Source organism: Marinobacter sp. H13 (genome assembly GCF_059072335.1).
The window spans coordinates 3,509,181-3,535,762 of record NZ_JCACRU010000001.1; the positions used below are offsets into that span (position 1 = coordinate 3,509,181).

Here is a 26,582-nt window from a genome sequence, read left to right on the forward strand (position 1 = left end):
ATTAATTGTTTCCGTCGGTGGGGTAGAGGTAACCGTGAATCGCCGGTCCCGTGGGCTGTCCGGTGGGTGAGCCCCCTTCGGGCTCGACGCTGATGCCGAACGTGGCCTCCTTGAGCAGGGCAGGGTCGTAATTGCTCAACGCCCCTTCATCCAGCGCGAAATCGTTGCCCAGAACGCCCACGGAGCGGGGGTTTGGACCCAGCTCGTCGGCCTTGATCCACAACTGATAGGATTTTCCGGGTCTTGGCTCGGCGGTGACCGGCCGGATGTTGAGCCGTTGCTCCTTCAGGTCCACCGTCAGCAGGAAGGCCGGCTGCTCATCGTTGTTCTGGAAAACCGCAACAAACGACTGGGCTTGAGGCTCGGGCTGCGGCTGGAACGCCAGAATGGCCACGAGAACCAGGGCGGCCGCCGAGGCAATCGCCGTGCTCCAGCGCCAGCGGTTCAGCTGGCTGCGCAGCGCAACCACGTTGGACGTTTCGGCAGCCTCGCGAGGCGTCGATTCCACCCGGTCCAGAGCCTTCTCGATTTTTGCGAACAACGCCGGTGAGGGCTGAACGGGCTCGGTTTCCTCGGCCAGCTTACCCAGGCGCTCTTCCCATTGCAGAATCAGCGCATCTACCTCCGGGTCCTCATTGCGCCGGCTTTCAAGATAGGCCCGCTCCGAGGCTGGCAATGTGCCCAGAACGAACTCTGCAACCAGCATGTCCAGGTCGTCGCGTTCAGTCATGATTCGAGGCACCTTTTGAGCTGTTTCAATGCGCGGTGAAGCCAGGTCTTTACCGTGTTGACCGGCTGTTCAAACTGGCTTGCCAGGTCCTCCCGGGACCATCCGTTAAGGTAGGCCAGGCGCACCATGTCCTGTCGGTCTTTTTCCAGTTGGTCGATGCAGTGATTCAGTTGATTTGCCGCCCGCTGGTCTTCCAGCTGTTCCTGAGCTGATGTCTGCCGGCCTGGCATCTCATCCAGCTCGTCGCTGTTCGTGGTGCGTCCGGCGGGGTGTTTGCGCAGCTCATCAATGGCACCGTTACGGGCAATCGACACCAGCCAGGTAATCGGCGAAGATTTGCCGTCCTGAAACTGCTCGGCTTTTTGCCAGATTTTGAGATAACTGTCCTGGATAACATCGTCTGCCCACCCTCTGTCTCTGAGGATACGCAACACGGTGCCCAGAAGTTTCGGGGCAGTTGCCTGGTAGAGGAGGGCGAAAGCCTGGCGGTCTTTTTGAGCGACGCGGTGAATCAGCCGGGCAACACGCTCAGGGCCATCGGATGGCGACTGCGGGCCGGTTCCTGCGCTGGCATTGTCTGGGAGCTGATGGGAGTCAGGCTTCATGGGGCCTCGGGCTTTGGTGTCTGATCAGCAGGTTACTGGTTGGTCCGTTGTTGCTCAACATGAAATTGCAGTCTGGCTAACACTCGGTGTGAGCTATTCGTTTGCTCAGTGGCACAGTTGGCTGAGGAATGCAGAGACTGGCGGATGATTGGCCAAGGCATTCGGGTAGACCACCATGAGTTCCTTTTCCAACCCAGGGTTACTAACGGGGATGGCTCGTAGCGAGCCCGCCTGGACTTCCTCCCTTACCGTCGCTTCCAACACCAGCGATATACCCAGTCCAACCTTGACTGCCTGTTTGACAGCCTCTGTGCTCCCTAGTTGCATAGACACCTTCGGAAACGGTCCCTCGTCACCAAAGAAGTTTGCCAGTAGCCGGCCTGTGCCTGTGCCAGGCTCTCCGCCAAGCAGCGTCATTTCTGCGAGGGTGTCCCGATCTATGCTTTGAAGATCTGCGCATGGGTGATCGGGTGGAACAATCAGTACCATCTGTTCTCGCCGCCAATCCTGCGCCAGAAATCCGGGTTTAGGCTGCCACCACTCCATTATGGCTATGTCGAGTTCACCGATCGTTAGTTGCCGGGCAATTGAGGGGTTATTATCAATTACGAGGTCCACGTCGGGCGAGGCTTTATCGTCCCTGAAGGCCCGAAGATAGGGCTGGAGCATATATATGCCAATGTTTGAGCTCGCCCCTATCCGAACGCCGGCCCCCCGAACCGCTTCACGGGCATGTTTGTCGAGGCGCAATATACTGTTTGCGAATGGTACCAGTGCCAAAGCTGCCCTGGTGGGCTCGCAGCCTGATCTTCCCCTTCGAATCAACAACACATCCAGGTCTTGTTCCAGTTTCTGGATATGCTGGGAGAGAGTGGGTTGGGCGATTCCAAGATTCTCTGCAGCGGCCTGAAAACTCTGATGCTGGACCAACGCGATAAAGCTCTTGAGCCAGACCGGATTCAGCATGGAGAGTCCTCACGTAATGACGGAGAATTGATCGCATCCCGCGGCCGTTCACCCCGTAATGCCTGCAGAATGTTCTCGGCCGCCCGTTGCTCAATGGCCAGCCTTACACTTTGTACGGCCGAGCCGATGTGAGCGGTAAATAATGTGTTCGGATGGGCAAGTAACTCCGGACTGATTTCATGCGGACGATCCGTTCGTGCCCAGTCCTCCATTTCGAATACATCGGCGGCGTAACCACCCAACTGTCCGGAGGCCAGTGCCGCCAGTACGGCGTTCTCATCGACCACAGAACCCCTGCATGGGTTGATCAGATAGGCACCCCGCTTCATCAGTGCCAGGCGTATAGGGTTTATGGTGTGAAAGGTATGCTCGTTCAGTGCCAGCGCCAGTATTACGATATCGGATTGGGCGAGAAGCTCTTCCAGTCCTGTATGCGCCAGCCCCAAATTCCTCTCTTCATCAGAGGGCAAGCCCTCGGGCTCTGAGTAGAGCAGGTTCGCACCCCATCCCTGCAGACGGACAGCTATGGCCTTGCCAATGGCACCCATTCCAACAATGCCAATGGTAGCGCCCTCAATTCCCAGCCCATAGAACTTCGGCTGCCACCCTCTGAACTCTCCGGAACGAACAAATTCGTCCGCTGCCTTTACCTGCCGGGTAAGGCCAACGGTGAGTCCGATGGTCAGTTCTGCGGTGGGTACGGTTAAAAGATCCGGCACGAATGAAAGCCACACCCCATGGCGAGTGCAGGCGTCCACATCGAAGTTGTCGTAACCTTTCAGGGCTGCGCCCACGATCTTCAGGTTCGGGCAATCCGCCAGAAACTCATCGCCGATCCTGTCCGGCATGAAGGCCATCACGGCATCGGCTGTGGCTACCCTGGCCTTCACCGAATCTGGCGGGAGCGTGCGGTTTGACTGATTGGTTACAAGCTCACAATGTGGTTCGAGGGCAGCCAGGACTTCATCGTGTACCCGGTGAGTTATCACAACTCTTGGTTTCATTCGTTTTCCTTACTTGAATTTCTTACGGAGGAAGCCGCTCAGGCTGTCGACAATCGTGACCATCAGGAGGATAACAATCAGGATGGCACTGACTTCCTGGTACTGCATGATGCGCAGTGAGCCCATGAGTTCGAAACCGATACCCCCTGCTCCCACCATGCCCATAACGGTCGAGGCGCGGAAGTTGTACTCCCAGCGGTAGATGGATACATCTGCGAACTGCGGCAGAACCTGGGGCAGAACTGCGTGCCAGAGAACCTGTAGGCGAGTCGCTCCGGCGGCATCGGCTGCTTCCACCGGGGCTTCGTCCACATGTTCAATGGCTTCTGCAAAGAATTTGCCGACCATCCCAATAGAGTGAAGGCCGAGGGCAAGAACGCCCGGTAGCGCGCCAAAGCCGACGGCAGCGACGAAGATAATCCCCATGATCAGTTCGGGAACTGACCGCAGGCCATTCAGAATGGTGCGTGTTATGTGGAAAACAGCCGGGTGTGGCGACGTATTCCGTGCAGCAAGGAAAGCCAGTGGTACCGAAGCGGCAACCGCAATTGCAGTGCCGGCAATGCTCATGGCGAGGGTGTCGACAAGTGGCGAAACCCAGTTCATGACATTGGTAAAGTCGGGCGGCAGAGATTCACCCAACAGGACGCCAATCGCTGGCATGCCATTGGCCAGGGTTTTGAAATCGAGCAGGCCCACGTACCAGCTGGCAATGAGAATCACCGCAAGGACCAGACCTGTCTGCAGGAGTTTTTTCCGCCAGCCCCGGGCATGCTCATCCAGCACCGGAGCTGACGGAGCCGGCGACAGAGTCGCCGGTTCCGTCGGGGTATAACTCATGGATTTCCTCACATCTTGGCAAAGTCGAGGTTCAGGAGGCTGCCCATGCGCCGGATTACGTCGTAATCCGAATCGGAGATAGCAGCAAAGCCTTCAGCCTTGAGGTTGCTCAGGATTTCCTTGTCGTCGATGCTGATGAAGGCATTTCGAACCTTTTCTTTCAGCTCCGGGGCGAGATTTGAGCGCATGGCCCAGGGATACTGGGGGAATTCGCCGCTATATCCGAGAACCTTCACGTTATTGCGGTCAATCAGGCCACGATCCATCACATGCTGGAAAATTACCTCGGACAGGCCGCCGGCTTCTGCGTTGCCATTTGCCACATTCACTGCCACAGAGTCGTGGGACCCTACGAAATGTGCCTCATAGTCACGGCCGGCTTCCAGGCCCGCAGATTCCATCAGGACAGTTTTGGGAATCAGGTGGCTCGATGTAGAGGCCCGATCACCGTAGGCCATCTTCTTGCCCTTGATGTCAGCATAGGATTCAACCCCGGCGTCTGCGTTGGCAATGATGATGGAGCGGTACGTTGGCTTGCCGTCCACAATCATGGCTGCAAAGGGTTCGATGTCGCTCTTGCTCTTGGCCATCACGTAGGACAGAGGGCCGAAGTAGGCCAGGTCGATACGTCCGAAGCGCATGGCTTCAATCATTGATGAATAATCGGTAGTCACGATCAGCTCAACTTCCTTGCCAAGCGTGCTTTCCAGATAGTCTTTTAGTGGTTGATTGCGTTTGATCAGTTCAGAGGCGTTTTCATCGGGCAGGAGAGCAACTTTCAGAAGATCAGGGTCTGGATCCGCTGCGAGTGCCTGCGAATTCAATCCTGTCACCAGGCAGAGTGCTATCAAGAGGTTCATTAACGCTTTCATCGGGCTATCTCCAGTTTCTTCGGTTGGGGGTTAACGGGTTTGGTGGCGGGAACCGGGACGGTTCGGGGTTTGGTTTCGTAGTTTCCGTGGTAGATCTCATTCAGGTGGTGTTGCTTCAAGTCTGCAGGTGGTGCATCGAACACAATCCTGGCATTCGCCAGGCCGATGATTCGGTCTGCAAAGCGTTGGGCGTATTCCAGCTGATGCAGTGAAATAACAGCGGTAATACCGTCTTCCTGGCAGATATCGCGCAGTAACCCCAGTACCTTTTCCGACGTCGCCGGATCCAGACTGGCAACGGGTTCATCCGCGAGGATCATTGAGGGCTGTTGTGCAAGTGCGCGCGCGATGCCAACTCGTTGTTGCTGGCCTCCAGACAGCTGGTCAATCCTGGCCAGGGCTTTGTCGGCAAGTCCAACGCGTTCAAGGCAGTGAAGGGCAAGTTCAAGATCGCGCCTGGGCATTGGTAACAGGCTGCGCCAGGTGCTGTGATAGGCAAGCCTGCCCGTCAGTACGTTCTGGAGTGCAGTGTGGCGCTCAATTAACTGATGGTGCTGGAACACCATGGCAGTGCGGCTTCGGTGCAGCCGAACGGTTCTGCGGTTATCAAGGTCACCAAATTCCGCCGAAACGACCTTGCCAGCCGTTGGCTGCACCAGGTGGTTGAGTGACCTCAGAAGCGTGGATTTGCCCGCACCGGAAAGGCCGAGCAGGACCGTAAATTCGCCCTTGTTGAAATCAACGGTGGTTGGCCGTAGAGCAAGGACATTGCCGGGGTAAGTCACCCCCATGTCCTCAATGCGAAGCATCATGTCGGGGTATGAAGCAGGCGTCATTGGATCACCTTTTGCAATGAATAAGCTCGCTTGATTGCGACTTACAATGCAACGCTAATCCTGAGAGGTGACAATGCAGTGTCAGTGACGTGACACCTTAGTGACCATTTGCGCCGGCCGAAGAAGAATTACGAAGTCAGGTTTTCCTGCTTGCGCCACCGCACCGGTGGCATGCCCGTCCAACGCCGGAATGCCCTGTAAAACGTGCTTACCTCGGCAAACCCGAGCGCTTCGGCGATTTCAGGTAGGGAAGCGCTGAAATCAACGACCGCCTGCAGGGCTTTTTCACGGCGCACGTCGTCGACCAGCCCGTCAAAGGTCTGGCCCTGTTCCCGGAGCCGCCGGGCCAGGCTGCGTTCGCTGATGCCCAGGGCTTCGGCTGCGTCTGCCCGGCGGGGCAGAACCGGGCCTATCCGGGCAGTGAGCCATCTTCGTATTTCTGGCACTGAGGCACTGTTGATGGAGAGGGCGGCAAGGCGGGCATTGGTGTAGCGCTCGTGCACCTGGGCAAGCTGGGGGTCCGCCTGGGGCAGGGGCTGGTCCAGAACGGCGTTGTCGATCTGAACACCGCTGAACGCCTGCTCGAACTCCACCGGGCAATTGAATACGGTCTGGTAACCGGCCAACGGCCCCAACCGGGGCTGGCTGAACTGCACCCGGGATGGTTGCATCCGGGTGCCGGTAACCCAGCTTCCGAACCCCACCACCGACGCCAGCACCGCTTCGATCTGGTGCGGGCTGAAGGCCAGCCGGCCCTGCCTGGGATGGTAAACCAGCCAGGTGGCTGTGTTGCCGGCAACAATCTGGAACCGCCCGCCATCGGAGATCAGCCGCTGGAAACGCTGCACCATCACAATGGCCTCCCGCAGGGTTGCGGCAGATTGCAGCGCAAAACCCACGCCACTGATGCTCATCGGGGAGAACTCCGCTCCCACCTTCAAACCAAAGCCCGGGTCGCCGGTGCAGCGTTCGGCGGCGTGCCAGAGTCGGGTAATATCGTCGATCGGCCAGCGCTCCAGTTCGCAGGCGGCTTCCGGAATGCCGGCTTCTGCCAGCAGTTGGTTGGCGTTTAAAGACAGTCTCTCGGCAGCACCGATGACGGTGTTAACCCATCCAATGGAAACCGTGGCCTCTAACGTCAATTTTGTTGGCCTCTGAAGTCAATTTTAAAGCCATGGTACCGGTATATCTTTAAAGCTGACAACTCATTGCGATCAGGTCGGATGCGATATGGCCAAGGTAATTTCCTCAGATATTCTGGTAGTCGGTGGAGGGCTGGCTGGGATTGTCGCCGCCCTGGAAGGCCTGCGCGCCGGCAAGTCCGTTGTCCTGGCAGACCGGGATACCGAAGAGCGCATGGGAGGCCTGGCCCTGTGGGCCTTTGGCGGCATGATGCTGGTGGGCACGCCGCTGCAGAAGCGTATGAAGATTGCAGACACACCAGAGATTGCCCTGGAAGACTGGCTGAGCTTTGGCGAGCTGGCCCCCGACGATGAATTGCCCCTGCAATGGGCCCGTTACTACGTTGAGCATTCACGCTCCGAGGTTTACGACTGGCTCAGCAACGAAGGCATCAAATTTCTGCCCGCCGTGAACTGGGTTGAGCGCGGCCGTTTCGGCGATGGGAATCGTTTGCCCCGGTACCATGTGGTGTGGGGCACCGCCCGGGAACTGGTCCGCTGCCTGATGACCGCGCTGCACCGGGAGAACACCAGCGGAAAGCTCACGCTGCTGCACCAGCATCGCATTACCGAACTGGACCACGAAGCGGGAAAAGTCAGCGGCGCCCTGGCTATCAACGAGGCCACGGGAGAGGAAGTTCGCTTCGCGGCGTCGGCCGTGGTGCTGGCCACTGGCGGCATCAACGGCAGCCACAAGGAATGCCGCGCGAACTGGCCGGTTGATCGCCCGCAACCCACCCGCATGCTGAATGGTGCCCACCCCTATGCCGATGGCCGCATGCATCACTGGGTGGCCGACACCCTCGGAGGCCGGATTACCCACGCCGGCGAAATGTGGAACTACGCGGCCGGCTTCCCGCATCCGTACCCCCATTTTCCGGGCCACGGCCTGTCCACCATTCCCTGTAAATCGGCCCTGTGGCTGAACCACCGGGGTGAACGGATTGGCCCGGAACCCCTGGTGACCGGCTTCGATACCCACTGGCTGTGCCAGCGCGTGGCCGAGCAGGAAAAGCCCTGGACCTGGCACCTGCTTAACTGGCGCATCGCCGCCAAGGAATTTGCCATCTCGGGCGCCGAGCATAATGCCCGCATCCGGGATAAACAGTTCCCCCAGTTTGTGAAAGAGCTGTTGCTGGGCAACCACGCCCTGATTCGGCAGATGCAGCATGAAAGCCGGGCCTTCCTGGTGGCCGACAGCCTGACGGATCTGGCCGGCAAGATGAACGCGCTGACCTGCTCCAACGACATCAACCCGGCAACACTCAAGGCTACCGCGGATGCCTTTGATGCCAACTTCGCGGCAGGCACCAGCCTCCACGACGACCCCCAGATCCGGATGATCCAGCATGCCCGGGAATGGAAGCCGGATCGCCTGCGCACCTGCAAGCCGGCCCCGTTGCAGAAATCCGGCGCCGGCCCCTTTATCGCCATCCGAATGCAGCTGATTACCCGCAAGAGCCTGGGTGGCCTGCAAACCGACCTGCAAAGCCGCGTCCTGGGTGCCCACGGGCAGCCGGTTCAAGGCCTGTATTGTGTCGGCGAGGCGGCAGGCTTTGGCGGCGGCGGTGCGAACGGAAAACGTTCCCTGGAAGGCACCTTCCTGCCCGGCTGCATCATGACAGCCCGGGCGGCGGTGCGGGCCATCGTGGCCGGAGGCTGAATCCTGTGGGCAAAACACATAACCAAAACCCCGAACCCGGAAAGCTTGGAGAACAACAATGACAAACGGCGCTCAAGCCCTGATGAAAACCCTGGTGAATGCCGGCGTTGAGGTCTGCTTCAGCAACCCCGGCACCAGCGAGATGCATTTTGTGGCCGCCCTGGATGACGAGCCCAAGATGCGGGCGGTGCTTGCCCTGTTCGAAGGGGTCGCCACCGGCGCCGCCGACGGCTATGCCCGCATGGCCGACAAACCTGCCGCCACGCTGTTGCACCTGGGCTGCGGGCTGGGCAACGGCCTGGCCAACCTGCACAACGCCCGCAAGGGCAAAGTGCCGGTGCTGAACATTGTGGGCGACCACGCCACCTACCACGTGAAGTACGATGCCCAGTTGCAGTCGGATATCGAGACCGTAGCCCGCAACGTGTCCCCGGGGTTTGTGCGCACCGCCAAGAGCACGGAAACCCTCTGCCAGGATGCCGCCGAAGCCATCGCGGCGGCCCGTACGGCACCCGGGCAGGTAGCTACATTGATTCTGCCGGCCGATGTGTCCTGGGGCGAGGGCGGTGTGCCCAGTGCGCCCATGGCACCGCCGACACCGGAGCCGGCAGACGATGCCACCGTGGAAGCCATTGCCAAGGCTATCCGCTCCGGCAAGAAAACCGCCCTGTTGATGGGCGGCCATTCCCTGCGAGAGCCCAGCATGTTGGCGGCCGCCAAACTGGCCGCCCACAGCGGCGTTACCCTGCTGGCGGAAACCTTCCCTACCCGCATGGAGCGGGGTGCCGGCCTGCCTTACATCGAACGGATCGCCTACCTGGCGGAACTCGCCACGGTGCAGCTGACCGACATCGAACAGCTGATCCTGGTGGATTCGAAGGCGCCGGTTTCCTTCTTCGCCTATCCCGGCAAGAAGAGCTACCTGGTGCCGGATACCTGCCAGGTACACACCCTGGCCGCCCCGGACCAGGATATTCTGGCCAGCCTTAACAAACTCAACGCCGCCGTTGGTGCCAGCCAGGCGCAGCCGAAGCTCCAGCCCGAGAAGCGACCGGGCCGGCCACGGGGCAAGCTGACTGCCGAGAAAGTCTGCAAAGCGGTAGGCGAGTTGATGCCCGAGAACGCCATCATCGTGGACGAGGGCATCACCTCCAGCCTGATGCTTTCGGTCATGACCGCCGGTGCACCCCGCCACGACATGATTACCCTCACCGGCGGCGCCATCGGCCAGGGCTTGCCCAATGCAGTGGGTGCTGCCGTAGCCTGTCCGGACCGGCCGGTTATCGCCCTGATCGGCGATGGCACCGCCATGTACACCATTCAGGCCCTGTGGACCATGGCCCGGGAACAGCTGAACGTCACCTCCATCATCTTCAACAACGCCTCCTACTCCGTGCTCAACATCGAGCTGGAGCGGGTCGGTGCCGAAGAGGCCGGAGAGAAGGCCAAGTCCCAGCTGGACCTGCGGGGCCCGGTGATCAACTTTGCGGAAATGGCCAACGGCATGGGCGTTCACGGCGTGCGGGTGCACACCGCTGAGGAAATGGCAAAAGCCCTGGAATACGCCCAGAGAATGCCGGGCCCACACCTTATTGAAGCCGTGATCCCGGAATCCCTGAGCGGGGTAAAGCGCCGGATACTGCCTTGGATGCTGCGCTCACTGCCGAGCCTGCCGCTGTCGGTTTCCAAGGCGCTGAAGCGCAAGCTGGCGCCCTGAGGGGGGAAGGAAGGGTTAGCCTGACCGATTGGTGGGGCTGACCCTGTCTGCCAGTGCCTCGGCAATATAGCGGTAGCCCTTCTGGCCGGGGTGATAGCCATCCCTGGCAAGAAGCTCAGGATCGGTAACCACCGGGTAGTTCACGTAACGGAAGTCTTCAGGAAACTGGCGCGCCAGCCGGATATAGAGGTTATCCAGCTGCCTGGCCCGCCACCCCATCACATGCCGAAGCGGCGAGGGCAGCGCCGTAAAAAGATGCATCGGCGGCACGCTCAAAAGCAGAATAGGCCCTGAATATCGTGGCGCCAGCAATTCACGCAATGCCTGCAACTGCCGGCGGAAACGAAAGCGGGGCGTGAAGCCCGTGGTGTCGTTCACCCCCATGCTCAACAGCACCACATCCGCCTCTGGCAACTCGGCGGTTTCCAGCGTGTGAATCAACGCCCCGAGCCGGATGCCGTTGACCCCAAAGGTATGCCAGGCAATGGTCTGGCCCGTGCGCTCGTGGATTTCCCTTGCCAACTGGCTGGCCAGGCCCTGATCGTGGGTTTCAACACCCACACCGGCCGCCGTGGATTCGCCAATCACCAGGACTCGCCTGGCGGGAGTACCTTCGCCATATTGGCCGCACGGAGAGCCACCGGCCTCCGGCAGCCTGGGCGTTGTGCGGCGCGCCTGTTTGCCCTGGTAGAGCAGTACCGGAAAGAGCAGGGTAGTCGTCAGCCAGAAAGGGAGGTGCATCGAGAAGCTCCGGTTTTACCGACAGGTTAGTGAGCGACTGACTTGGAAAACAGATTGATCACTGCAACACCGGTGATGATCAGCGCCATACCAATCACAGTGGCGGCATCCAGAGCCTGCCCGTAAATCAGCCAGCCGATCAGTGCCACCAGCACAACGCCCATCCCCGCCCAGATGGCATAGGCCACGCCTACGGGAATTTCCTTCAAAGTCAGCGAGAGGAAGTAAAAGGCAATTGTATAGCCAGCGATCACCAGCAGGCTGGGCCAGAGTTTGGTGAACCCTTCACTGGCTTTCAGGCCGGTGGTGGCTATCACTTCCGCTACGATGGCAACGCCCAGAAAAATCCAGCTCTTCACAACTTACAGCCCCCTATTGGTGAACAGCCGTCCGGCACGACCGAACGGTACTCTGTGGCTGCGGAGTCTATCAAAAACCAGGCCGATAACGCGCGGGCTTATCCCGGCCAGAGCGGTGGCCATTGGCCGTGGAGCTTGTTGTACTGCTCGATGGGCTCGCTACGGTAGCCGCCGGCATAGCGCTCTTTCACGGTGGGATGCACCCAGGTGCGGTTGGTCTCGGGCGGGGGTATCTCGCGCACCAGCTTGCCCAGCAACTTGTACTTGCCCTTGTACTCATTGTGCTGATCGGCGTTGGCGTGGGTTACGGCGGGCAGGGAATCATTGAACACCAGGGCGTGTTTTTGCGCTTCCTCTTTCAGCCACAGAAGGGGGATATCCGCCAGGGTGCGGCCCTGTTTGTCTGGCTCGTAACCGCCGCCTACGTCCGAGTGCACCCCGGCAAACCAGACCTGGGCCAGATCGGTGCCGTCTCGCGGCTCCCAGAGCGTGGGTTCGAAATCCTCCCGCTGCTCGTCCAGCGAAAGCGCGTGACGGGCAACGCGAATGTTGCTGCCGATCTTACAATCGTAGAACAGGTCCCGATCCTTGATCAGGCCGAAAAAAGTAAAGGGCAGGCCCAGGGCACCCACGGTATCCCACACCCCGACAAACCGGATGGGCGTGCGCCGCTCCAGCGAATATTTCGCCTTCCAGGCCATGGAGTGGTCGCCGTTGGCCTTGTGCTTCTTGGTTTTGTAGAGCTTGAAGGCCTCCTCGATCCGGCTGCCGTGTTCTTTTCGCAGAATGCTGCAGTTGTTGATCATTCCGCAAAGACTTCGGGCCGTGTAGGCACCGCGGCTGAACCCGAACAGGAAAATCTCGTCGCCGGGCTCGTAGTTGTGCACCAGAAACCGGTAGCCGTCCATCACGTTCTTCTCCAGCCCGTAACCGGTGGCGCCGGCGCGGAGTGAATCGTGGTAGGAGCCAATGCCCCAGTCGTAGAACACCACCTGCTCCACCCCGTTACCGTCGGTAGGCCGGATGGCGCGGGCAAATTGCAGAACGTTGGTGGGAAAGTCCTCACCCAGGATTTCTTCCGGGCGATTCCAGGTGCCATCGAAGCAGACAGCAATGCGTTTCATGGGAGTGACCTCCTGTCGTGTTGTTTCCCTGTGCCCCGCCTGTCGAAAGGGGAGCAGCCTTGCCCACCGCCCGGCGTATGGAGACGACCGGTACATCCTGTTTGGTGGATATAGGTGAGTATCTCAGGTATGCAAGTGAGAGGGTAGTGTCGAGGCGCCGGGTGCTGGAGTTATACGCATGCGTTCGCAAAACTCCAGATGCCAAATGAGAAATGTCGGTAACTATCTGATAGGGTTGGAAAGATGGAAAAGACTGGGTGGAGTTATACGCCCACCGAAGGAGCAGGAGTGGCTCAAAAGAGGGCGTATAACTCCCGCGGTAGCCGTGGTAACTGGTGCTCAAGGGATTGTTTTTACTGAAGAAGTTCGTTTTTTCTTGAGCGTGTTTGAATGGAGTTTTACGAACGGGTGATATACGAACGCGTTCGTATAATTAACTGTTATTGGCCCGGCATTCGTGAGTTTTTAGCAAGTGGGGTGCAAAGGCCTTGGCACCGGGATTGGTTGTAAGCCCGCTCACTCTGGTGATCGCCAAGGCCGGAAAATTCGCTGTCTGGTTTGGTTGCCACAATGCCCAGCAGTGTCGGTATTCATGACGTGCCCCAGTCGTGGGGCCGTCCGTCTTAAATGGTAATCGGGTCGGCGGCTTTTGCGTTCTGGTTCCTTTCGCCATCCGTCGAGTTGGTGCAAGCTGTCCGGGAGAGGGCATGCGGCCTGGGTGTCAGGCTCAACCACGGTGGTGAACGGCCATTAACAAGGCGGTCAACCGGACGCCAAAAGCGTACCGCTTTTGGTTCCCTCCGCTGGCGCTCCTGCACCGGTTACCTCAGCGTTATGCAGGTACTGAGATCTAACCAAGGAGGGTGAGGTGAAGGAAGTCCTTGATACCATTGATTCGGCGATAAAACGCCTTGTTTCGCCAACTGCAATGCTGGTGGCAGCAGCGCTTCTCACTCGTGGGCTTGATAAGCCAGGCAGCAACACCTTCGTTATCCATGGACTGATCTTTCTCTTGGTGGTTTATGCCTTTGGTTACCTTGCGTTTTCTGCGGCAGTTGCGATCAAGGAATTTGATGAATTGGGGCTTCGGTTTTGGCAAAAAGGCGTATTCGGATTGTCTTTTATGTTGCTGTACTTGGTGCTTTTTGTCGCAGCCATCTACTTCGGGCTCGGCAAAATTGCATAACCAGTAGTTGTAGTTCGTTCCGGGCCTCCGGCCCTACACCGGACGCCCATTTCGCTGCGCTGCATGTGCGCCGCTAAACAAAAGCGTTAACTGGGAAGGAGCCCATGAATCAGAATCTTGCAGAAGAGCTGATCACCATGATGGCAGAAGACCAGCGATTATTGCAGCAACTCTTCGATTCCGGAGAGCTGCCATCGGAGTCTTATCATCCCCGGATGAAAGCTCTGCATGAGCAGAATGCTTCTCGCCTGAAAGAGATTATTGGTGCATACGGTTGGCCTGGCGTTTCGTCAGTTGGGGCAGAGGGTGCCAAAGCTGCATGGCTGGTCGTTCAGCATTCCGTTTCAGATCCCGAGTTCATGGGAGAGTGTGTCTCCCTACTAGAAGATGCCGTTGCAAGAGAGGATGTAGCGGGCTGGCAGTTGGCATTCCTTCAGGATCGGGTGCGCACTCTAGCTGGGAAGCCTCAATACTACGGCACTCAGTTTGATGTTGATGAAAACGGTTGGCCGACACCGTTTCCTATTGAGGATTCTGCTACGGTTAATGAACGCCGCGCGCGTCTTGGGCTGAACTCCATTGAGGAGCGTCAGGAACAAATGACTGAGCAGGAGCGAAAGCGCCGTGCCAATATCGAACAATCCAGTTAACAAAACGCGGCACTCGGACGCCCTTGTCTCCGCTTCGCTGCGTCAAAGTCGCCGGTGCGCTCTGCGTTAGGAAGGAAATCATGAAACCGAAGATCAGCATCATCACGCTTGGTGTGGAGAATCTGGAGAGGGCCACCCGTTTTTATGGCGAGGGGCTCGGTCTGCCAAAGCACGACTTTGAAGGTGGCAATATATCCTTTTTCAGCCTGGAGGGAACCTGGTTAGCACTTTACCCGCGGGAAGAGTTAGCCAAGGACATCGGGTTAGCCATTTCCACTCAGGCTGGCTTCTCCGGCATTACATTGGCCCATAATGTAGCAAGCAAGTCAGAAGTTGATGCTGTTCTTAGTCAGGCTGTATCCGCAGGTGCCCAACTTATCAAACCAGCGGTGGAGGTTTTCTGGGGCGGTTACTCCGGTTACTTTCAAGATCCGGAGGGTCATTACTGGGAAGTAGCCTATAACCCTTATCAGGATCTGACGTAATGTCGGGACCATCGGCATTTCCTAACAATCACAGGCACGGCGACGTCTACTACATTGCGGCTTCGCCTCCATTCCGCAGCCGCGCGTGCTGTTGGCGTTATATGCCCAAGCCATCGGGCTACAAAATCATTGATCAAGGAAAAGGAAGCATAGATTGAAAGTTAAGATTACAGACAAGTCCATACGGCAGGAGTTCTTGAAAATGATGTCGATAATATCGGCCATTTTCTCGATAGCTTTCATTTTTATTGATGTTTCCGATAAGTATAAATATTGTGCCGGTTTGTCAGTTGTACTTTTCTTTGCTGGCTTGTACCTATTTCTGTGGTGGAGATACAACAATCTCAGACACCTGAATCTTTCAATTGATGGAAGCAAAGTATCAGTATTGACCGGAGATTTGTTCAGTCAGAGCGGCATTAAAGCGATAGCATTTAATGAATATTTCGATACTCAAGTGGACGATAGGATTATTTCCAAGAACTCACTGAATGGAATATACATCAATGAACACTCCAACTTATCAGTGGCTGAGCTGGATCAAATTATCGAAGATTATCCATTTGAGGATGGCGAGATAGTAGATGGAGATGTTAAACGCACGGGAAAGTCAAAAAAATACAAACTAGGAACCGTTTGTCTTATAGATGACTATTTATTGGCTGCATTTTCGAAGTTTGATAGCCAGAATAAAGCGGTTCTTAGCATGCCTGAGTATCTAGAATTCTTGATAAATTTTTGGGATAGCGTTAACCGAGTTTATTCTCAGAAAAGTGTTTCGGTTCCAATATTTGGGTCTGGCATAACTCGAATTAAAGAACATAAAAATATCAGTGATGAGGAATTGCTCAAGATAATGCTTTGGACATTTCGAGTGAGTGAAATGAAATTCAAATATCCAGCGAAATTAAACATTGTCATTCACAAAGATAAAATTGCTTCTATAAATCTATTGGATATTAAAGCCATAGAAAATGGAATTTGAGTCACAACTAATGTTTAAATTAATATTGCTTGGGGAATAGCATGGCAAACAGAACCGGAACCTATATCGCTTTTGACGGACTAGCCCGGATTTCTCATAGTGCTCCAACAACCTTCGCAGACCAAGCCTGGTAGTGCCAGATCCGAGTGGTCATGGTCGAAGTTGGCGATTATTTAGCCAGTTTCCGGCATTCAGGCACAACTCCCCCTTTCCCCCATTGGTATCGGGCCGGGGGAGCCCGATTATCTACTGGGGCACCAAGCGCTGAACCAGTGCTGAGAGATCGTTCTTGTGTGGATAGCTATCACTCATCAACACCCGTATTCGGCGGGTGTTGCGGATGATGACTGCGCCAACCTTGATCAGCTTCAAGCGCAAGGTGCCGGCACTCATACGTTCGAAGGGCGTGTTTTTCAGATGCACCCGCAAACGCTCGAACAGGGTGTAGGCGAAGCCGGATAAGATCAGCCGCCACTGGTTGGTCCACCAGTGTGTGCTGGAGGTGCGACCGGCAAACAGATCCAGTTGTTGATCCTTGATCCGGTTCTCCATATCACCCCGTGCGCAATACTGTTCGTAGTAGAGCTTGAATCCGTCATCGTAGCGGGAGCTGATAACGAACCGGGGGTTCGGGCCTTGAGGGCCATATTCCAGGCGCGCAACCACCCAGCGTGGCTTATGCCAGCTTCGGGCTTTGTAGCGGAAGCGGAAGGTGCTGGCGAGCTTATGGCCATGAGCCTCGTAGTAGGTCCGGACTTTGTCCATGGCTGGGGCGGCAAGCGCCTCCAGCCGCTGGTTGCGGGCCATGCCTACGATGTAATCCACCTGGTTGCGATCGCACCAGGCCAGCAGTCGGGGCTTGCTGAAGTGGGAGTCGCCCCGGAATACGATCCGGGTCTGTGGCCAATACTGGCGAATAAATCGCACCAGCAGCGCCAGAATGGCCCAACTGTGCCGGGCATCACCCCGGTTGCTGGTGCGCAGATAGCTCACCAGCAAGTGCCGGCCGCAGAAGACGTAAAGCGGGAAGTAGCAGTGATGGTCGTAATACCGGTTAAAGAATTTACCCGGCTGATCCCCATGCACCGGGATATCGGTGCCGTCAAAATCCAGCACGATTTCCTTCGGCGGCTCTTCGTGTTGTTCAATAAAGTGGTGCCAGAGCAGCTCATGGGCCTTCACAATGGTTTGCCGGTCCATTGCCTGTTCCATTCGGCACAGCGTGGATTTGCCAGCCAGAGCGGAGGCGTTACCCGTGGCGGTTTGTAGTGCCTGATCAAAGCGAAGCGCTTCATGATCATTCAGATCTTCGTAGCCGCTGGCCACGCCGTAGACGCGCTGCCGGATCATGGTGTTGAGCCCATGACGAATCATCCGGGGATCCCGCTGGTCGGTCAGAGTCTCGGCCAGCCGTTGGGTTAACCGGTGTTGTTTGTCGACTTCGCGCAGTAACAACACACCGGCATCCGAGGTGATATGGCCTCCGGAGAAATCGGCTTCAATCTGGCGGCGGGAGAGTGGCGAGAAGGTCAGTTTTTGAGGTACCATTTTGGATGCGGCTACTGGTGCTTGGTGGATTGGTTAGGTTCTTGAAACTATAGCACTTTTAGCCGCTTCTTTTTATCCCTTCATGAGAAATCCGGGCTAGGAAAAACAAACCCTACGGAGTCTGATTTTAAGTATTACGCAACAATGCAAGCATGGAGCGCAGGAAAAAACATTGATTTCAAGTTTGTAAATAGCCATGACAAAACTGCAGCCGTAAGAGATACAAGTCTTCGGAGTACATTAGAATCAAGAATCAGAGAAAGGTTGGCTGCATCAAAAAACTGTATTGTAATATTAAGTGATGACACCAGAAAAACGGGAAGCATGTTGTCATACGAAATCGAAAAGGCTGTTGATTTTTACAAGATACCATTGATTTGCGTGTATGTTGGATATAACACAATCAATGCACCGAAAGAGCTTTCTAACAGATGGCCCAATTCCTTGACAGCCAGAATTAACAACGGAACGGCAGATGCCATCCACGTGGCATTTAAGAAAGAAATACTCTTAACAGCAATCAATCAATTCTCAGTAAATAATGATTCTCCAGGTGGTTCATTAGTAACTTATAAAAAAGAAGCACAAGAAAGAATGAACTCCAAATAAATTACGCTATAAAGCATATAACAAGCGCATGTTGTCGGACTGGTTTTCCGCTGCGCTCCAAACCAGCCGCAAATGCGGGCGTTAGGGCTATCAAGGATCGATTTGACCAATGGACAAGCTTAAAGGTATTTGTATTTTAGTTCTCACCTTTTTTAGTTTTGGACTTACAGTATTTTTTATGCCTTTTCAGGTTTATGAAGTTTTTAGTGCCTTAGACTCTGAAGTTCTAGAAGCTGAAATAATTGATTCTGAATTCGATAGGTATTCCGATGTGGGTTTTAGAAACTCCTGCATCATTGAGGTAGAATTAAAAATATTATCAAGCAATGAGAATATTATTATTGGGGATGTTAAGCCAGGTGATATTTCAACATGTATTTCAAAAAAGAAATATGCCAACCTCTATCAACCAGGTGATTTTGCTATTGTATATTTATCTAAAAATGGGAAGTACTACCTTAGTTTAGGTTCATATTTTGAAGCATTAACACCTACATTCTTTAGTCTTATTTGGTTTGTTTTTTTGTATAGCTATATTAAAAGACAAAAGAAGCTCAATAACAATTCATAGACTAGTGTGCCGTTCGGTTAATTCGCTCATTTATTGTCAATCAAACTCAGCTTCGCCCGAGCCACTGACGTCATAATAGATTCTGCGCTTTTATGCCAACGGAACGGCTTTGCCAGTTTTTCGTTGTGAACCTTGATGAACTTTTTAATCGCAGACTTTAATTCGCCGACGCTGGTGAAAATACCTCGGTAAAGGGCTCGTCGCTCCAGTTGGCCAAACCAACCCTCAACCGCGTTCAGCCACGACGCACTCGTGGGCGTGAAGTGCAGCTTGAACCGAGGGTGCTCGGCCAGCCAGGCTTTGACTTCCAGCGTCTTGTGAGTCGAGCTGTTATCCAGGATCAAATGCAGATCCAGATCCTTCGGCGTTTCCCGGTCGATCTGTCGCAAGAAGTCTAAAAACTCCTTGGCCCGGTGGCGCTGAGTGATTCGTCCGATCACTTGACCCGTCAGCGTATTGAATGCAGCGTACAGGCTGGTTGTGCCATGACGCTTGTAATCATGTGTCTGTCGCTCAACTTGTCCCGGGCGAAGCTGCAATTTCGGCTGGGTCCGATCAAGAGCCTGAATCTGGGTCTTTTCGTCAACAGACAGAACCAGTGCATTGTCCGGAGGATTCATATAGAGCCCGACAACATCGCACACTTTTTCAGCGAAGTGGGGATCGTTGCTGATCTTGAACGTTCTGAGCCGGTGCGGCTTCAAATCGGCTGCTTTCCAGATCTGATGTACTTGCCAGCGCGTTACCCCGGCATGCTCTGCCATGAGACTGATGCTCCAGTGTGTGGCCTCTTTCGGAACTTTATGAACCGTGTCGTCTAAAATTTTCTTGACGGTTTTACCATCCAGTTTTCGAGGCTGGCCAGGTCGCGGTGCATCATGAAGCCCCTCAAGACCGCTCTCACTGTAGCGTTTGCGCCACTTGAAGACCGTTTGAGTGCTAACCTGAAGAGACTCCGAGATCCCTTTTGGTGTCTCGCCTTCGTTCAGTAACAAAAGTATCTTGGCGCGTTGCGCCAGGTGCTGACTCAGGGTATTAGCTCGGCACCAACTTTCGAGTTCCAACTGGTCGTTTACAGTCAAATTAAACGGCGCTGCGGGTTTGGGCACAATGGGAACCTTTTATTGCTGATCGACGGTTCCTATTATAACAAATATTGATCAGCGAATTAAACAGACGGAACACTAGCCCTAACAATTTACTCAAAAGGACGCAAAACGCTTGGCTTGTGCTCCTTCGTCGCAAAGTATAGCCAAACATTTTCCGCCTTTTAGTAAGGCGTTAAATGCCTGGCTCCAGTGTTCTTGGGCGCGGTGTTTGGGCGCGGTTTGGCAGCAGTTTTCGGGCAGAACACAGCCGGCGGTCTGGCAGCGGTTTTACCCGCTCTTTCGGTGTTCAGGTCGCGGGGCAATCCGGCGTATTCATCGGGTAGTTTCCGTGCATTCGGTGTTCTGGTTCCTGGCGCCATGGGTCAGCCTGGTGCAAGGTATCGGGAGTGGGCATTCAGCATTGGGTGCCAAAATAAGTAATCGGGTGAACGGCCCTTAACCAGGCGCATCAATACGCGGCCTGCGGCCGCCGGACGCCCTTGTCAGGGCGCCGTTGTGCGCGGCGTTAACTAGCAAAGGATCAGCAATGTACGCTCGGGTCAAGAGTATCATGAGCCCGGATTTGGACTACGGTTCACTTCCGGACGATCCCGAAAATTGTTGTGTCTTGATAGAGGTGGAAATCGGACCTTCTGAAAGTGAAGGGGCTGAGGTTTTCTCTTTCGAGGTGGTTACGCCAGCTGCCGTCAAATCTTTGCCCGCTCCGTCGTGGTTGAGAGGCTACTTACTTCTTCCAGAGTTTTCTTGGGCAGGTATAGAGGAAGCTGTTAATAAGCTGGTTACCCAATGTACGGGTTCGGACTGGGGCGAGGTTTCCAATAAATTATCCCGAACCCTTGGATGGGAGTTCGAGGGTTACGTGCCTCATGCCAGTTAACAATGCCATTAAGTCTGTTCCGGGCCGATGGCCCTCCACCGGACGCCCTTGTCAGGGCGCCGCTTATGGCCGGCGTTAATTCTTTGGCAACTGGGGATCGATCGCGTTTCCAGCGTGCGAGTCTGTTTTGGTTGAAATTTGTCCAAGCATTCAGTAGGCTTAGGTAATTTGGGATTTTTATGGCGAAACAGAAAGGGAAGTCGACGCGGAAAGCCAAGCCTTCGCCCGAGTACAACGGCTGGCGAGTTCTCGCGATTTTTATAGAAGGCCTATTTAATTTAATAAATAATAATAAAATTTATCCAGCTTTCGGGCTGTTTTTGCTAGGAATTTTTTCGCTGATCGTCTGGAGGCTTCCGGGGTCAGAGCTAGCTGAAATTTTGAAAATTTTGATTAATGAAGTGTTGGTAGGTAAAGGCTCGCTCATAGTTATTATCGTAGTAACAAACGTAGGGTGGGCCTACATGCTGAAACGAATAAGAGGGGTTTATCAAAATGAGATCGATAGACTCGCAAACGTACGAAAAGAACTGCTCCATCATGGTTCTGAAAGTCCATTAATCAAAGAGCACAGATCAACGAACGGTGATTGCAAGGAATCATATTTGATTCCAGATAGGGAAGAAAAATCAGGAAAATAAGGTGAGCTTTATGGCTACCACTTTCAATTTAATTTTGTTGACATTTGTTGTTTATATGCTTGCTTTACAGGTGAGTCGTTACAACCAAATTATTTTCGATAAGTATAGATTTCGTTATTTTGCGATTAGAGATCAACTCGCGATGCTCGTCGTCAAGGGCGAGATTGAGGAAGACTCTTGGGAGTATCGGCAGATTGTTGATTCAATAAACTTTCATATTAAAACTATAGAGTCGGTTTCCATAAATAAAATAATAAACGTTTTGATTGAGTATCATAATTCTTCCGAGGAAGAGCGACGCGTTAGAGTTATAAAGAAGAAGATTGAAAATGAAGAAGTTAGGAAAATTATGGCTGAGTTTATGTCCATAACTTCCAGCCTTTTGGAACGAAATAGCAAAATGCAGATTAGGCTTCTAAGGCATCTGTCGAAGATGCGCCGAAGAAAGAATGTTAAAAATTTCAGCATTATTGTTAACCATAAAAAAGCTGTAGAAAAAGTTAATCGTTATAAAGCTGATTTCAAAGGTAGTTTCACAGAAGCAGCTGCCTAAATTAAAGCGCCTCGGGGCGCTTTTTTTATATTTAGCTCCCCATTTTAAAGAATTAACAAACGCAGGCACGGCGACGTCTTTTCCATTGCGGCTTTGCCTCCATTCCAAAGCCGCGCATGCTGCGGGCGTTAGCTGGGATTGCCCCATCTGAATAGTGATACTATAGTGTCACTATTAGTCTGATTCAGGGTGAGCCCATGAAAGTTGAGCTGGTTACGAATCTCAAGCGCCAAGCGACAAAGATTCTGGCAGATTTGCACGTGTCTAAAGAGCCGATACTGATCACGGAGCATGGTCAGCCATCTGCATACCTTGTTGATGTGCAGGATTACGAGTTCATGCAGCGCCGACTTGAGCTGCTTGAGGGGCTGTCACGGGGGGAGCGTGCTGTACTTGAGGGAAGAGCGTACAGCCAAAGTGAGGCCAGAGAGAAAATGAGTAAATGGCTGAAGTAATCTGGACTGAGCCGGCCCTTCAAGAATTAAGCGCAATCGCAGAGTACATTGCTCTGGATAATCCTGCCGCTGCAAGCCGTCTGGTAGAAGAGGTTTTTGATAAAACCGATCGCTTGGAAGATTTTCCGCAATCCGGGCGGACTCCTCCAGAGCTTCCTAATTCGGTATACAGGGAAGTAGTTGTTCCACCGTGTCGCATTTTTTATCGTGAGAATGATAAGCGGGTTTTTGTCCTTTATGTAATGCGGGAGGAAAGGCAACTCCGTGCGTACATGCTCGAGAGCAGCTAGCCAGGCGCGTCACTCGGATGCCTTTGTCTCCGCTTCGCTACTTCAAAGTCACCGGTGCGCTTCAGCGTTAGGCTTATAGAAAAATGGAGTTCGTAATGAAACAGGTGGTGCTATCACTCTTCATTGTCCTTTTAAGTGCTTGTGCATCGACGAACTGGTCGGCAAGAAACTATCAAGATGAATTTACCGATCAAAAAACGTGCAGAGTAGTTTACGGAACTGATTTTGGTAAGGGAATGGTCAAGGGGTTAGGCGGTATACATTATTATCCCTTCATTGAGAATGGTCCTGATGGTGTTGTTTTTGGGGTGCACAACGATTACGAAGTACCTGTTGGCGATGTTCAGATACGGATTGATGGGAATAACTTTATCTCGATATCGCAATCTGAAACCCCTTTGCGCTTTTCCTCAAGCTCCCACGAGATAGATATGTCTTACATGAAAGGCATTGAAGGTGTTGACGCTGAGGCGATGGAGAAATCTATGGCTGCGACTATGGAAAATGTCCAAAAAATGTCAAGCCCGTACACGGCCACAGCGGGTGAAAAAGCGGAGAAGATTGTCGACCAACTTCAAGTAGGCAAAGTGCTCAAAATGCGTATTATCGGATTTGGAGTGAATTCAGTCGCAACAACTACTGGAGAATATGCATTAGGCGAAGATATCAAACAGGCACTGGCTAACTGTGGCATCTAAGCCTAACAATCGCAGGCACGGCGACGTCTTTTCCATTGCGGCTTCGCCTCCATTACAAGGGCGCCGCTAAGCTTCGCGTTAGATTTAAAAGAATCAGGAGAGTACGTTGCCAATTGAGCCGTCTGATTATGCCCACAATGAAGCCTGGCTGCTTTTCCAATTGAACGAAGCACCGGTGATGACGGAGGCCGATGGAGATTTCAACGCTATGGCCATCATGGAGGTGGCAACGGGGATGATCTTTGGCATGGAGCTTGTTCAGGTAAGCATGTCTGGTTTGCCGGAATTCCTGTCACGGAAATTGTTGGCCGACGCTGAAGGCCAATCTGGCTCAAGACCCCAAAAATTGTTCATAGCGACTGAGTACCACGCGGATGATCTGGTCAAAGTCGCTGAGGCCATGGGGATTGAAGTTGAGCGAGTCCCGGCCAAAGATCTATCCGGCATAACACAGGAAGCGAGGGAAGGTTTCGCGGCCCATGTTTCAGGCGGTAGGATCCAATAAATCTAACCAAGTGTTCCAGTTCGTTCCGGGCCTGACGGCCCTCCACCGGATGCCCTTTTCGCTGCGCTACAAGGGCACCGCTGAACAACGGCGTGTGTGCCGGGCATGGCACAGAACTAGGGAGGTGAAAGTCCTCCTGCCAGGTGTTCGCAGAGCCGAAGGCTAGGAGAAGGGCAAGGGCGTCATCGTGAGGTGGGGTCTGGAGGAAGCTCAATCCAAAGCGGCGGGGCGACGAACAGGAACCCGATACGAGGTGTGGTACACCCGGGGCGAGTGGGCACGTGACCGCGAAGCCCTCCTTCTGCGATTGGGGTGTACTTTATAAATCGGGCGTTCACGCCGTGAAAGCTCTGTGCCTTACCCCGGGAGGTCTGCCACGTGTGGACGGACCCACTGAGAGACGAGCGATCGCTTCTGATCGCGTGGCAGAAATCAGCCGAGGGCATAGTAGGTTCGCCCGTGAACTGAAGGCCCGAACAGAGACAGGAGTCGAGAGTCCGTGCAGGGAAACGGGATGGCATCCGCAAAGCAGCTTGCGCTGCCCCTGGAGCAACCAGGGGATGAACCCGTTGCCGGAAACCGGGAAGGCTCGCACTCCGTTCAACCTTCACCGTGGATGGCGCGTGTATTGAGCAGGGACAACCTCAATCGCGCCCTGAAACAGGTTCGACGTAACAAGGGAGCGCCGGGCATCGACGGCATGACCGTGGATGAGCTGCCAGATTATCTGCGCCAACACTGGCCGGAGATTCGGCAGCAGTTGCTCCAGCAGACCTACCGACCAAAACCGGTCCGGCGGGTCACCATCCCCAAAGCCAACGGCGGTTCCCGCCCTCTGGGTATTCCAACGGTGCTGGATCGCTTTATCCAGCAAGCAATCGCTCAGGTTATCCAGCAGGACTGGGAACCCCGCTTCCATCCACACAGCTATGGCTTCCGTCCGGGACGCTCTGCGCATCATGCGGTCCGATACGGACAGCATTGCGCTCGGGAAGGCCGTAACTGGATAGTGGATCTGGACCTGGAAGCCTTCTTCGATCGGGTAAATCATGATCGGCTGATGGCACGGCTGAAACGGCATACGCCGGACAGGCCGATGCTCAGGCTGGTCAACCGGTACCTGAAGGCAGGCGTTCAGATCGACAACCGCAAAGCTCCGACCCCCGAGGGCGTGCCGCAAGGCGGGCCACTGTCCCCGGTGTTGGCGAATGTGGTGCTGGACGAACTGGATTGGGAGCTGGACCGGCGCAACCTGCGCTTCGCTCGCTACGCGGATGACTGCCAGATCTACGTGGGCAGTCACCGCGCAGGCGAGCGGGTGATGGTGAGTCTGACGCGCCTTATCGAGGACTCACTGAGGCTCACAGTGAATACACGAAAGAGCGCGGTAGACCGGCCCTGGAAGCGCAGCTTCCTGGGCTTCACCCTCAGCCGGAAAGGGCAGCGATTGAAAGTGGCTGACAAAGCCATCACCAAGCTGAAAACCCAGATCCGGATACTGAGCCGCCGAACACGGGGCCACTCACTGGCCCGGGTGATCGCAGATCTGAAAGAGACCCTGCTTGGTTGGAAAGCGTACTTCGACGCAGCCGAAGTACTGAGCCCGCTGCGGGACCTGGACAAGTGGATACGGCGGAGAATGAGAAGTTACGTGTGGAAGCAATGGGGCCGAAGGGGGTATCGTGAGCTGAGAAAGCGGGGTGTCCCGGTCAGATTGGCCTGGAACACCGCGAAATCAGCCCACGGCCCGTGGCGGCTGAGTCATTCGCCGGCCCTGCGGGAAGCCTTACCGGCCCGGTTGTTCCGGAGCTATGGAAAGATCACCATCTGGAGATCATTGGCGAAAATCTCGTAAGCCGAGGCAGTGCTTACAAGACGGAGATCGACCTCCGCAAAGTTGATAAGCTCGTGCTGAACAAGAGGCGGTCCCGAGTCGACTCCATTATCTTGAAAGGTTCGGAGCTTCAGGGCACAAGGCTCGAGCATTACGAGAACATGGATTTTTTGGCGGAATTAATCGAGCGGGTCGTTGGTCAGGATAAAGTGAGGGTGCAACGTTGGCTGCACTCATAACAAGGCAATTAAATTCGTTACGGCCTTGTCAGGGCGCCGTTTATTGCTGGCGTTATGCGTCACTGCACAAGAAGAACATCACTGTTCATCTCGCGAGGAAATGACAATGAAACAAACTGGTCAATGCTTGTGTGGATCGATTAAATACGACATTACAGGCAGTCCAAATTTAGTGGCTGTTTGTCATTGCAGGGATTGTCAACGCAGTGCTGGGGCACCACTCGTTGCATGGGCTATGTTTCCTGAATCATCGGTCAAGGTCATCGCGGGTGTGCCGAAGACAATCAATTCATCCGGCGCTGCTATGCGTTCGTTCTGTCCAGAGTGTGGCACAGGGCTGTTCTACCGAAATGCCGATGTTCTGCCAGGTCTTATTGACGTGCAGACCGCCACTCTCGATAACCCGAACTCGCTACCACCCGGGGTCCAGGTCCAAACGGCCGAGCGCCAAACCTGGGTGCCCCACCTCGGCACGTTAAAGGCTTATGAGCGGTTTCCGTCGGGCGACGAGGAGTAACGCGTAACAAGTGATAGTAGTTTGTTTCGGGCCTTCTACCCTCCACCGGACACCCATTTAGCTGCGCTACATGGCCGCAGCTAAACAAAAGCGCTAATCTTCTTAGCTGCAGATTTAGTCATTATTGGCAGCATGGAATCTGCCTGGAAAACGTTTGCTAAGGAAGGCTTACTTGGCGATAGAGCAGTAGAC

Annotated in this window: 29 protein-coding genes and 1 pseudogene; 17 read left to right on the top strand and 13 right to left on the bottom strand. The window is 54.6% G+C overall.

Features of this window, described 5'->3' with window-relative positions:
• Position 1: 1 nt before the first annotated feature.
• From AC5JQH_RS16360 to AC5JQH_RS16395, 8 genes are all read right to left on the bottom strand, one after another.
• Complete coding sequence (locus AC5JQH_RS16360; RefSeq protein ID WP_008175870.1) at positions 2–730, bottom strand: anti-sigma factor; 729 nt, start codon at positions 728–730, stop codon at positions 2–4.
• On the bottom strand, positions 727–1,335 hold the full coding sequence (locus AC5JQH_RS16365; RefSeq protein ID WP_008175868.1) for a sigma-70 family RNA polymerase sigma factor: 609 nt from the start codon (positions 1,333–1,335) through the stop codon (positions 727–729). The genes AC5JQH_RS16360 and AC5JQH_RS16365 overlap by 4 nt, the downstream gene beginning before the upstream one ends.
• Positions 1,336–1,440: 105 nt before the next feature.
• Entirely contained in the window at positions 1,441–2,301 is an 861-nt protein-coding gene (locus AC5JQH_RS16370; protein WP_008175867.1) for a LysR family transcriptional regulator, read from the bottom strand.
• Complete coding sequence (locus AC5JQH_RS16375) at positions 2,295–3,305, bottom strand: phosphonate dehydrogenase (protein ID WP_008175866.1); 1,011 nt, start codon at positions 3,303–3,305, stop codon at positions 2,295–2,297. Before AC5JQH_RS16375 ends, AC5JQH_RS16370 begins: the two co-directional genes overlap by 7 nt.
• Before the next feature lie 9 nt (positions 3,306–3,314).
• Positions 3,315–4,145, bottom strand: coding sequence for a phosphonate ABC transporter, permease protein PhnE (gene phnE, locus AC5JQH_RS16380; RefSeq protein ID WP_008175865.1), 831 nt, complete (start codon positions 4,143–4,145; stop codon positions 3,315–3,317).
• Positions 4,146–4,153: 8 nt separating this feature from the next.
• Positions 4,154–5,017, bottom strand: a complete 864-nt coding sequence (gene phnD, locus AC5JQH_RS16385; protein WP_008175864.1) for a phosphate/phosphite/phosphonate ABC transporter substrate-binding protein — start codon at positions 5,015–5,017, stop codon at positions 4,154–4,156.
• Complete coding sequence (phnC, locus tag AC5JQH_RS16390) at positions 5,014–5,853, bottom strand: phosphonate ABC transporter ATP-binding protein (protein ID WP_008175863.1); 840 nt, start codon at positions 5,851–5,853, stop codon at positions 5,014–5,016. The genes phnD and phnC overlap by 4 nt, the downstream gene beginning before the upstream one ends.
• 128 nt (positions 5,854–5,981) lie before the next feature.
• A complete protein-coding gene (locus tag AC5JQH_RS16395) occupies positions 5,982–6,995 on the bottom strand; it encodes an AraC family transcriptional regulator (RefSeq protein WP_092030138.1) in 1,014 nt (337 codons plus the stop codon).
• Positions 6,996–7,083: 88 nt separating this feature from the next.
• Here AC5JQH_RS16395 and AC5JQH_RS16400 point away from each other — a divergent pair, with 88 nt between their 5' ends.
• Together AC5JQH_RS16400 and AC5JQH_RS16405 are read left to right on the top strand one after the other, a co-directional pair.
• Entirely contained in the window at positions 7,084–8,697 is a 1,614-nt protein-coding gene (locus AC5JQH_RS16400) for an FAD-dependent oxidoreductase (RefSeq protein WP_273155926.1), read from the top strand.
• A gap of 58 nt (positions 8,698–8,755) precedes the next feature.
• On the top strand, positions 8,756–10,414 hold the full coding sequence (locus AC5JQH_RS16405; protein WP_008175856.1) for an acetolactate synthase large subunit: 1,659 nt from the start codon (positions 8,756–8,758) through the stop codon (positions 10,412–10,414).
• 15 nt (positions 10,415–10,429) lie between these two features.
• On the opposite strand, the gene AC5JQH_RS16410 is transcribed toward AC5JQH_RS16405, so the two are convergent.
• The 3 genes from AC5JQH_RS16410 to AC5JQH_RS16420 all read right to left on the bottom strand — a co-directional run bounded on the left by AC5JQH_RS16410 (position 10,430) and on the right by AC5JQH_RS16420 (position 12,638).
• Complete coding sequence (locus tag AC5JQH_RS16410) at positions 10,430–11,155, bottom strand: SGNH/GDSL hydrolase family protein (RefSeq protein ID WP_008175854.1); 726 nt, start codon at positions 11,153–11,155, stop codon at positions 10,430–10,432.
• A 26-nt stretch (positions 11,156–11,181) separates the two neighbouring features.
• Entirely contained in the window at positions 11,182–11,514 is a 333-nt protein-coding gene (locus AC5JQH_RS16415) for an SMR family transporter (protein WP_008175853.1), read from the bottom strand.
• 98 nt (positions 11,515–11,612) lie between these two features.
• Positions 11,613–12,638, bottom strand: a complete 1,026-nt coding sequence (locus tag AC5JQH_RS16420) for a T6SS phospholipase effector Tle1-like catalytic domain-containing protein (RefSeq protein ID WP_008175850.1) — start codon at positions 12,636–12,638, stop codon at positions 11,613–11,615.
• 868 nt (positions 12,639–13,506) lie between these two features.
• On the opposite strand from AC5JQH_RS16420, the gene AC5JQH_RS16425 reads away from it, so the two are divergent.
• From AC5JQH_RS16425 to AC5JQH_RS16440, 4 genes are all read left to right on the top strand, one after another.
• The gene (locus AC5JQH_RS16425) at positions 13,507–13,824 is read left to right on the top strand and encodes a hypothetical protein (RefSeq protein ID WP_053113006.1); all 318 of its coding nucleotides are present in this window, start codon (positions 13,507–13,509) and stop codon (positions 13,822–13,824) included.
• A 104-nt stretch (positions 13,825–13,928) separates the two neighbouring features.
• Positions 13,929–14,474 carry a DUF6624 domain-containing protein gene (locus tag AC5JQH_RS16430; protein WP_493805764.1) on the top strand — a complete coding sequence of 182 codons (546 nt, stop codon included), beginning with the start codon at positions 13,929–13,931 and terminating at the stop codon, positions 14,472–14,474.
• Positions 14,475–14,554: 80 nt separating this feature from the next.
• The gene (locus AC5JQH_RS16435) at positions 14,555–14,959 is read left to right on the top strand and encodes a VOC family protein (protein WP_228224570.1); all 405 of its coding nucleotides are present in this window, start codon (positions 14,555–14,557) and stop codon (positions 14,957–14,959) included.
• A gap of 154 nt (positions 14,960–15,113) precedes the next feature.
• A complete protein-coding gene (locus AC5JQH_RS16440; RefSeq protein WP_288944587.1) occupies positions 15,114–15,944 on the top strand; it encodes a macro domain-containing protein in 831 nt (276 codons plus the stop codon).
• A 246-nt stretch (positions 15,945–16,190) separates the two neighbouring features.
• Here the strand turns inward: AC5JQH_RS16440 and AC5JQH_RS16445 are convergent, their stop codons facing one another.
• Entirely contained in the window at positions 16,191–17,492 is a 1,302-nt protein-coding gene (locus tag AC5JQH_RS16445; protein ID WP_493805489.1) for an IS1380 family transposase, read from the bottom strand.
• A 126-nt stretch (positions 17,493–17,618) separates the two neighbouring features.
• Between AC5JQH_RS16445 and AC5JQH_RS16450 the strand changes: the two are divergent.
• Positions 17,619–18,101, top strand: a pseudogene (locus tag AC5JQH_RS16450) (TIR domain-containing protein); the annotation flags it as partial.
• A 109-nt stretch (positions 18,102–18,210) separates the two neighbouring features.
• Complete coding sequence (locus tag AC5JQH_RS16455; RefSeq protein WP_092030685.1) at positions 18,211–18,672, top strand: hypothetical protein; 462 nt, start codon at positions 18,211–18,213, stop codon at positions 18,670–18,672.
• A gap of 26 nt (positions 18,673–18,698) precedes the next feature.
• On the opposite strand, the gene AC5JQH_RS16460 is transcribed toward AC5JQH_RS16455, so the two are convergent.
• The gene (locus AC5JQH_RS16460; RefSeq protein ID WP_493805711.1) at positions 18,699–19,781 is read right to left on the bottom strand and encodes an IS630 family transposase; all 1,083 of its coding nucleotides are present in this window, start codon (positions 19,779–19,781) and stop codon (positions 18,699–18,701) included.
• Positions 19,782–20,331: 550 nt separating this feature from the next.
• Here AC5JQH_RS16460 and AC5JQH_RS16465 point away from each other — a divergent pair.
• The 9 genes from AC5JQH_RS16465 (at position 20,332) to AC5JQH_RS16505 (ending at position 26,390) form a co-directional block, all read left to right on the top strand.
• Positions 20,332–20,658, top strand: coding sequence for an Imm8 family immunity protein (locus tag AC5JQH_RS16465; RefSeq protein ID WP_353885793.1), 327 nt, complete (start codon positions 20,332–20,334; stop codon positions 20,656–20,658).
• Positions 20,659–20,837: 179 nt separating this feature from the next.
• Positions 20,838–21,299 carry a hypothetical protein gene (locus AC5JQH_RS16470; RefSeq protein WP_493805765.1) on the top strand — a complete coding sequence of 154 codons (462 nt, stop codon included), beginning with the start codon at positions 20,838–20,840 and terminating at the stop codon, positions 21,297–21,299.
• A 10-nt stretch (positions 21,300–21,309) separates the two neighbouring features.
• On the top strand, positions 21,310–21,852 hold the full coding sequence (locus tag AC5JQH_RS16475; RefSeq protein WP_493805766.1) for a hypothetical protein: 543 nt from the start codon (positions 21,310–21,312) through the stop codon (positions 21,850–21,852).
• Between the two features lie 197 nt (positions 21,853–22,049).
• The gene (locus AC5JQH_RS16480; protein WP_493805767.1) at positions 22,050–22,307 is read left to right on the top strand and encodes a type II toxin-antitoxin system Phd/YefM family antitoxin; all 258 of its coding nucleotides are present in this window, start codon (positions 22,050–22,052) and stop codon (positions 22,305–22,307) included.
• Positions 22,295–22,597 carry a type II toxin-antitoxin system RelE/ParE family toxin gene (locus AC5JQH_RS16485; RefSeq protein ID WP_288944582.1) on the top strand — a complete coding sequence of 101 codons (303 nt, stop codon included), beginning with the start codon at positions 22,295–22,297 and terminating at the stop codon, positions 22,595–22,597. The genes AC5JQH_RS16480 and AC5JQH_RS16485 overlap by 13 nt, the downstream gene beginning before the upstream one ends.
• 95 nt (positions 22,598–22,692) lie before the next feature.
• Positions 22,693–23,295: a hypothetical protein gene (locus AC5JQH_RS16490; protein ID WP_232903312.1), complete on the top strand. Its 603-nt coding sequence runs from the start codon at positions 22,693–22,695 to the stop codon at positions 23,293–23,295.
• A gap of 106 nt (positions 23,296–23,401) precedes the next feature.
• Positions 23,402–23,800 carry a DUF6930 domain-containing protein gene (locus AC5JQH_RS16495; protein WP_008170669.1) on the top strand — a complete coding sequence of 133 codons (399 nt, stop codon included), beginning with the start codon at positions 23,402–23,404 and terminating at the stop codon, positions 23,798–23,800.
• Between the two features lie 514 nt (positions 23,801–24,314).
• Positions 24,315–25,655 carry a group II intron reverse transcriptase/maturase gene (ltrA, locus tag AC5JQH_RS16500; RefSeq protein WP_493805768.1) on the top strand — a complete coding sequence of 447 codons (1,341 nt, stop codon included), beginning with the start codon at positions 24,315–24,317 and terminating at the stop codon, positions 25,653–25,655.
• 324 nt (positions 25,656–25,979) lie between these two features.
• Positions 25,980–26,390: a GFA family protein gene (locus tag AC5JQH_RS16505; protein ID WP_456264933.1), complete on the top strand. Its 411-nt coding sequence runs from the start codon at positions 25,980–25,982 to the stop codon at positions 26,388–26,390.
• Positions 26,391–26,582 lie beyond the last annotated feature (192 nt).

What these genes read in the sequence shown, in the direction of transcription:
- AC5JQH_RS16400 (WP_273155926.1), top strand. Translation starts at nt 7,084, where the DNA reads ATGGCCAAGGTAATTTCCTCAGATATTCTGGTAGTCGGTGGAGGGCTG.
- AC5JQH_RS16480 (WP_493805767.1), top strand. Translation starts at nt 22,050, where the DNA reads ATGAAAGTTGAGCTGGTTACGAATCTCAAGCGCCAAGCGACAAAGATT.
- AC5JQH_RS16375 (WP_008175866.1), bottom strand. Translation starts at nt 3,305, where the DNA reads ATGAAACCAAGAGTTGTGATAACTCACCGGGTACACGATGAAGTCCTG.
- AC5JQH_RS16360 (WP_008175870.1), bottom strand. Translation starts at nt 730, where the DNA reads ATGACTGAACGCGACGACCTGGACATGCTGGTTGCAGAGTTCGTTCTG.
- phnE (WP_008175865.1), bottom strand. Translation starts at nt 4,145, where the DNA reads ATGAGTTATACCCCGACGGAACCGGCGACTCTGTCGCCGGCTCCGTCA.
- AC5JQH_RS16465 (WP_353885793.1), top strand. Translation starts at nt 20,332, where the DNA reads ATGAGCCCGGATTTGGACTACGGTTCACTTCCGGACGATCCCGAAAAT.
- AC5JQH_RS16445 (WP_493805489.1), bottom strand. Translation starts at nt 17,492, where the DNA reads ATGGTACCTCAAAAACTGACCTTCTCGCCACTCTCCCGCCGCCAGATT.
- AC5JQH_RS16470 (WP_493805765.1), top strand. Translation starts at nt 20,838, where the DNA reads ATGGCGAAACAGAAAGGGAAGTCGACGCGGAAAGCCAAGCCTTCGCCC.
- AC5JQH_RS16435 (WP_228224570.1), top strand. Translation starts at nt 14,555, where the DNA reads ATGAAACCGAAGATCAGCATCATCACGCTTGGTGTGGAGAATCTGGAG.
- AC5JQH_RS16475 (WP_493805766.1), top strand. Translation starts at nt 21,310, where the DNA reads ATGGCTACCACTTTCAATTTAATTTTGTTGACATTTGTTGTTTATATG.
- AC5JQH_RS16430 (WP_493805764.1), top strand. Translation starts at nt 13,929, where the DNA reads ATGAATCAGAATCTTGCAGAAGAGCTGATCACCATGATGGCAGAAGAC.
- AC5JQH_RS16485 (WP_288944582.1), top strand. Translation starts at nt 22,295, where the DNA reads ATGGCTGAAGTAATCTGGACTGAGCCGGCCCTTCAAGAATTAAGCGCA.
- ltrA (WP_493805768.1), top strand. Translation starts at nt 24,315, where the DNA reads ATGGCATCCGCAAAGCAGCTTGCGCTGCCCCTGGAGCAACCAGGGGAT.
- AC5JQH_RS16370 (WP_008175867.1), bottom strand. Translation starts at nt 2,301, where the DNA reads ATGCTGAATCCGGTCTGGCTCAAGAGCTTTATCGCGTTGGTCCAGCAT.
- phnC (WP_008175863.1), bottom strand. Translation starts at nt 5,853, where the DNA reads ATGACGCCTGCTTCATACCCCGACATGATGCTTCGCATTGAGGACATG.
- AC5JQH_RS16455 (WP_092030685.1), top strand. Translation starts at nt 18,211, where the DNA reads ATGGACAAGCTTAAAGGTATTTGTATTTTAGTTCTCACCTTTTTTAGT.
- phnD (WP_008175864.1), bottom strand. Translation starts at nt 5,017, where the DNA reads ATGAAAGCGTTAATGAACCTCTTGATAGCACTCTGCCTGGTGACAGGA.
- AC5JQH_RS16420 (WP_008175850.1), bottom strand. Translation starts at nt 12,638, where the DNA reads ATGAAACGCATTGCTGTCTGCTTCGATGGCACCTGGAATCGCCCGGAA.
- AC5JQH_RS16410 (WP_008175854.1), bottom strand. Translation starts at nt 11,155, where the DNA reads ATGCACCTCCCTTTCTGGCTGACGACTACCCTGCTCTTTCCGGTACTG.
- AC5JQH_RS16365 (WP_008175868.1), bottom strand. Translation starts at nt 1,335, where the DNA reads ATGAAGCCTGACTCCCATCAGCTCCCAGACAATGCCAGCGCAGGAACC.
- AC5JQH_RS16405 (WP_008175856.1), top strand. Translation starts at nt 8,756, where the DNA reads ATGACAAACGGCGCTCAAGCCCTGATGAAAACCCTGGTGAATGCCGGC.
- AC5JQH_RS16505 (WP_456264933.1), top strand. Translation starts at nt 25,980, where the DNA reads ATGAAACAAACTGGTCAATGCTTGTGTGGATCGATTAAATACGACATT.
- AC5JQH_RS16490 (WP_232903312.1), top strand. Translation starts at nt 22,693, where the DNA reads ATGAAACAGGTGGTGCTATCACTCTTCATTGTCCTTTTAAGTGCTTGT.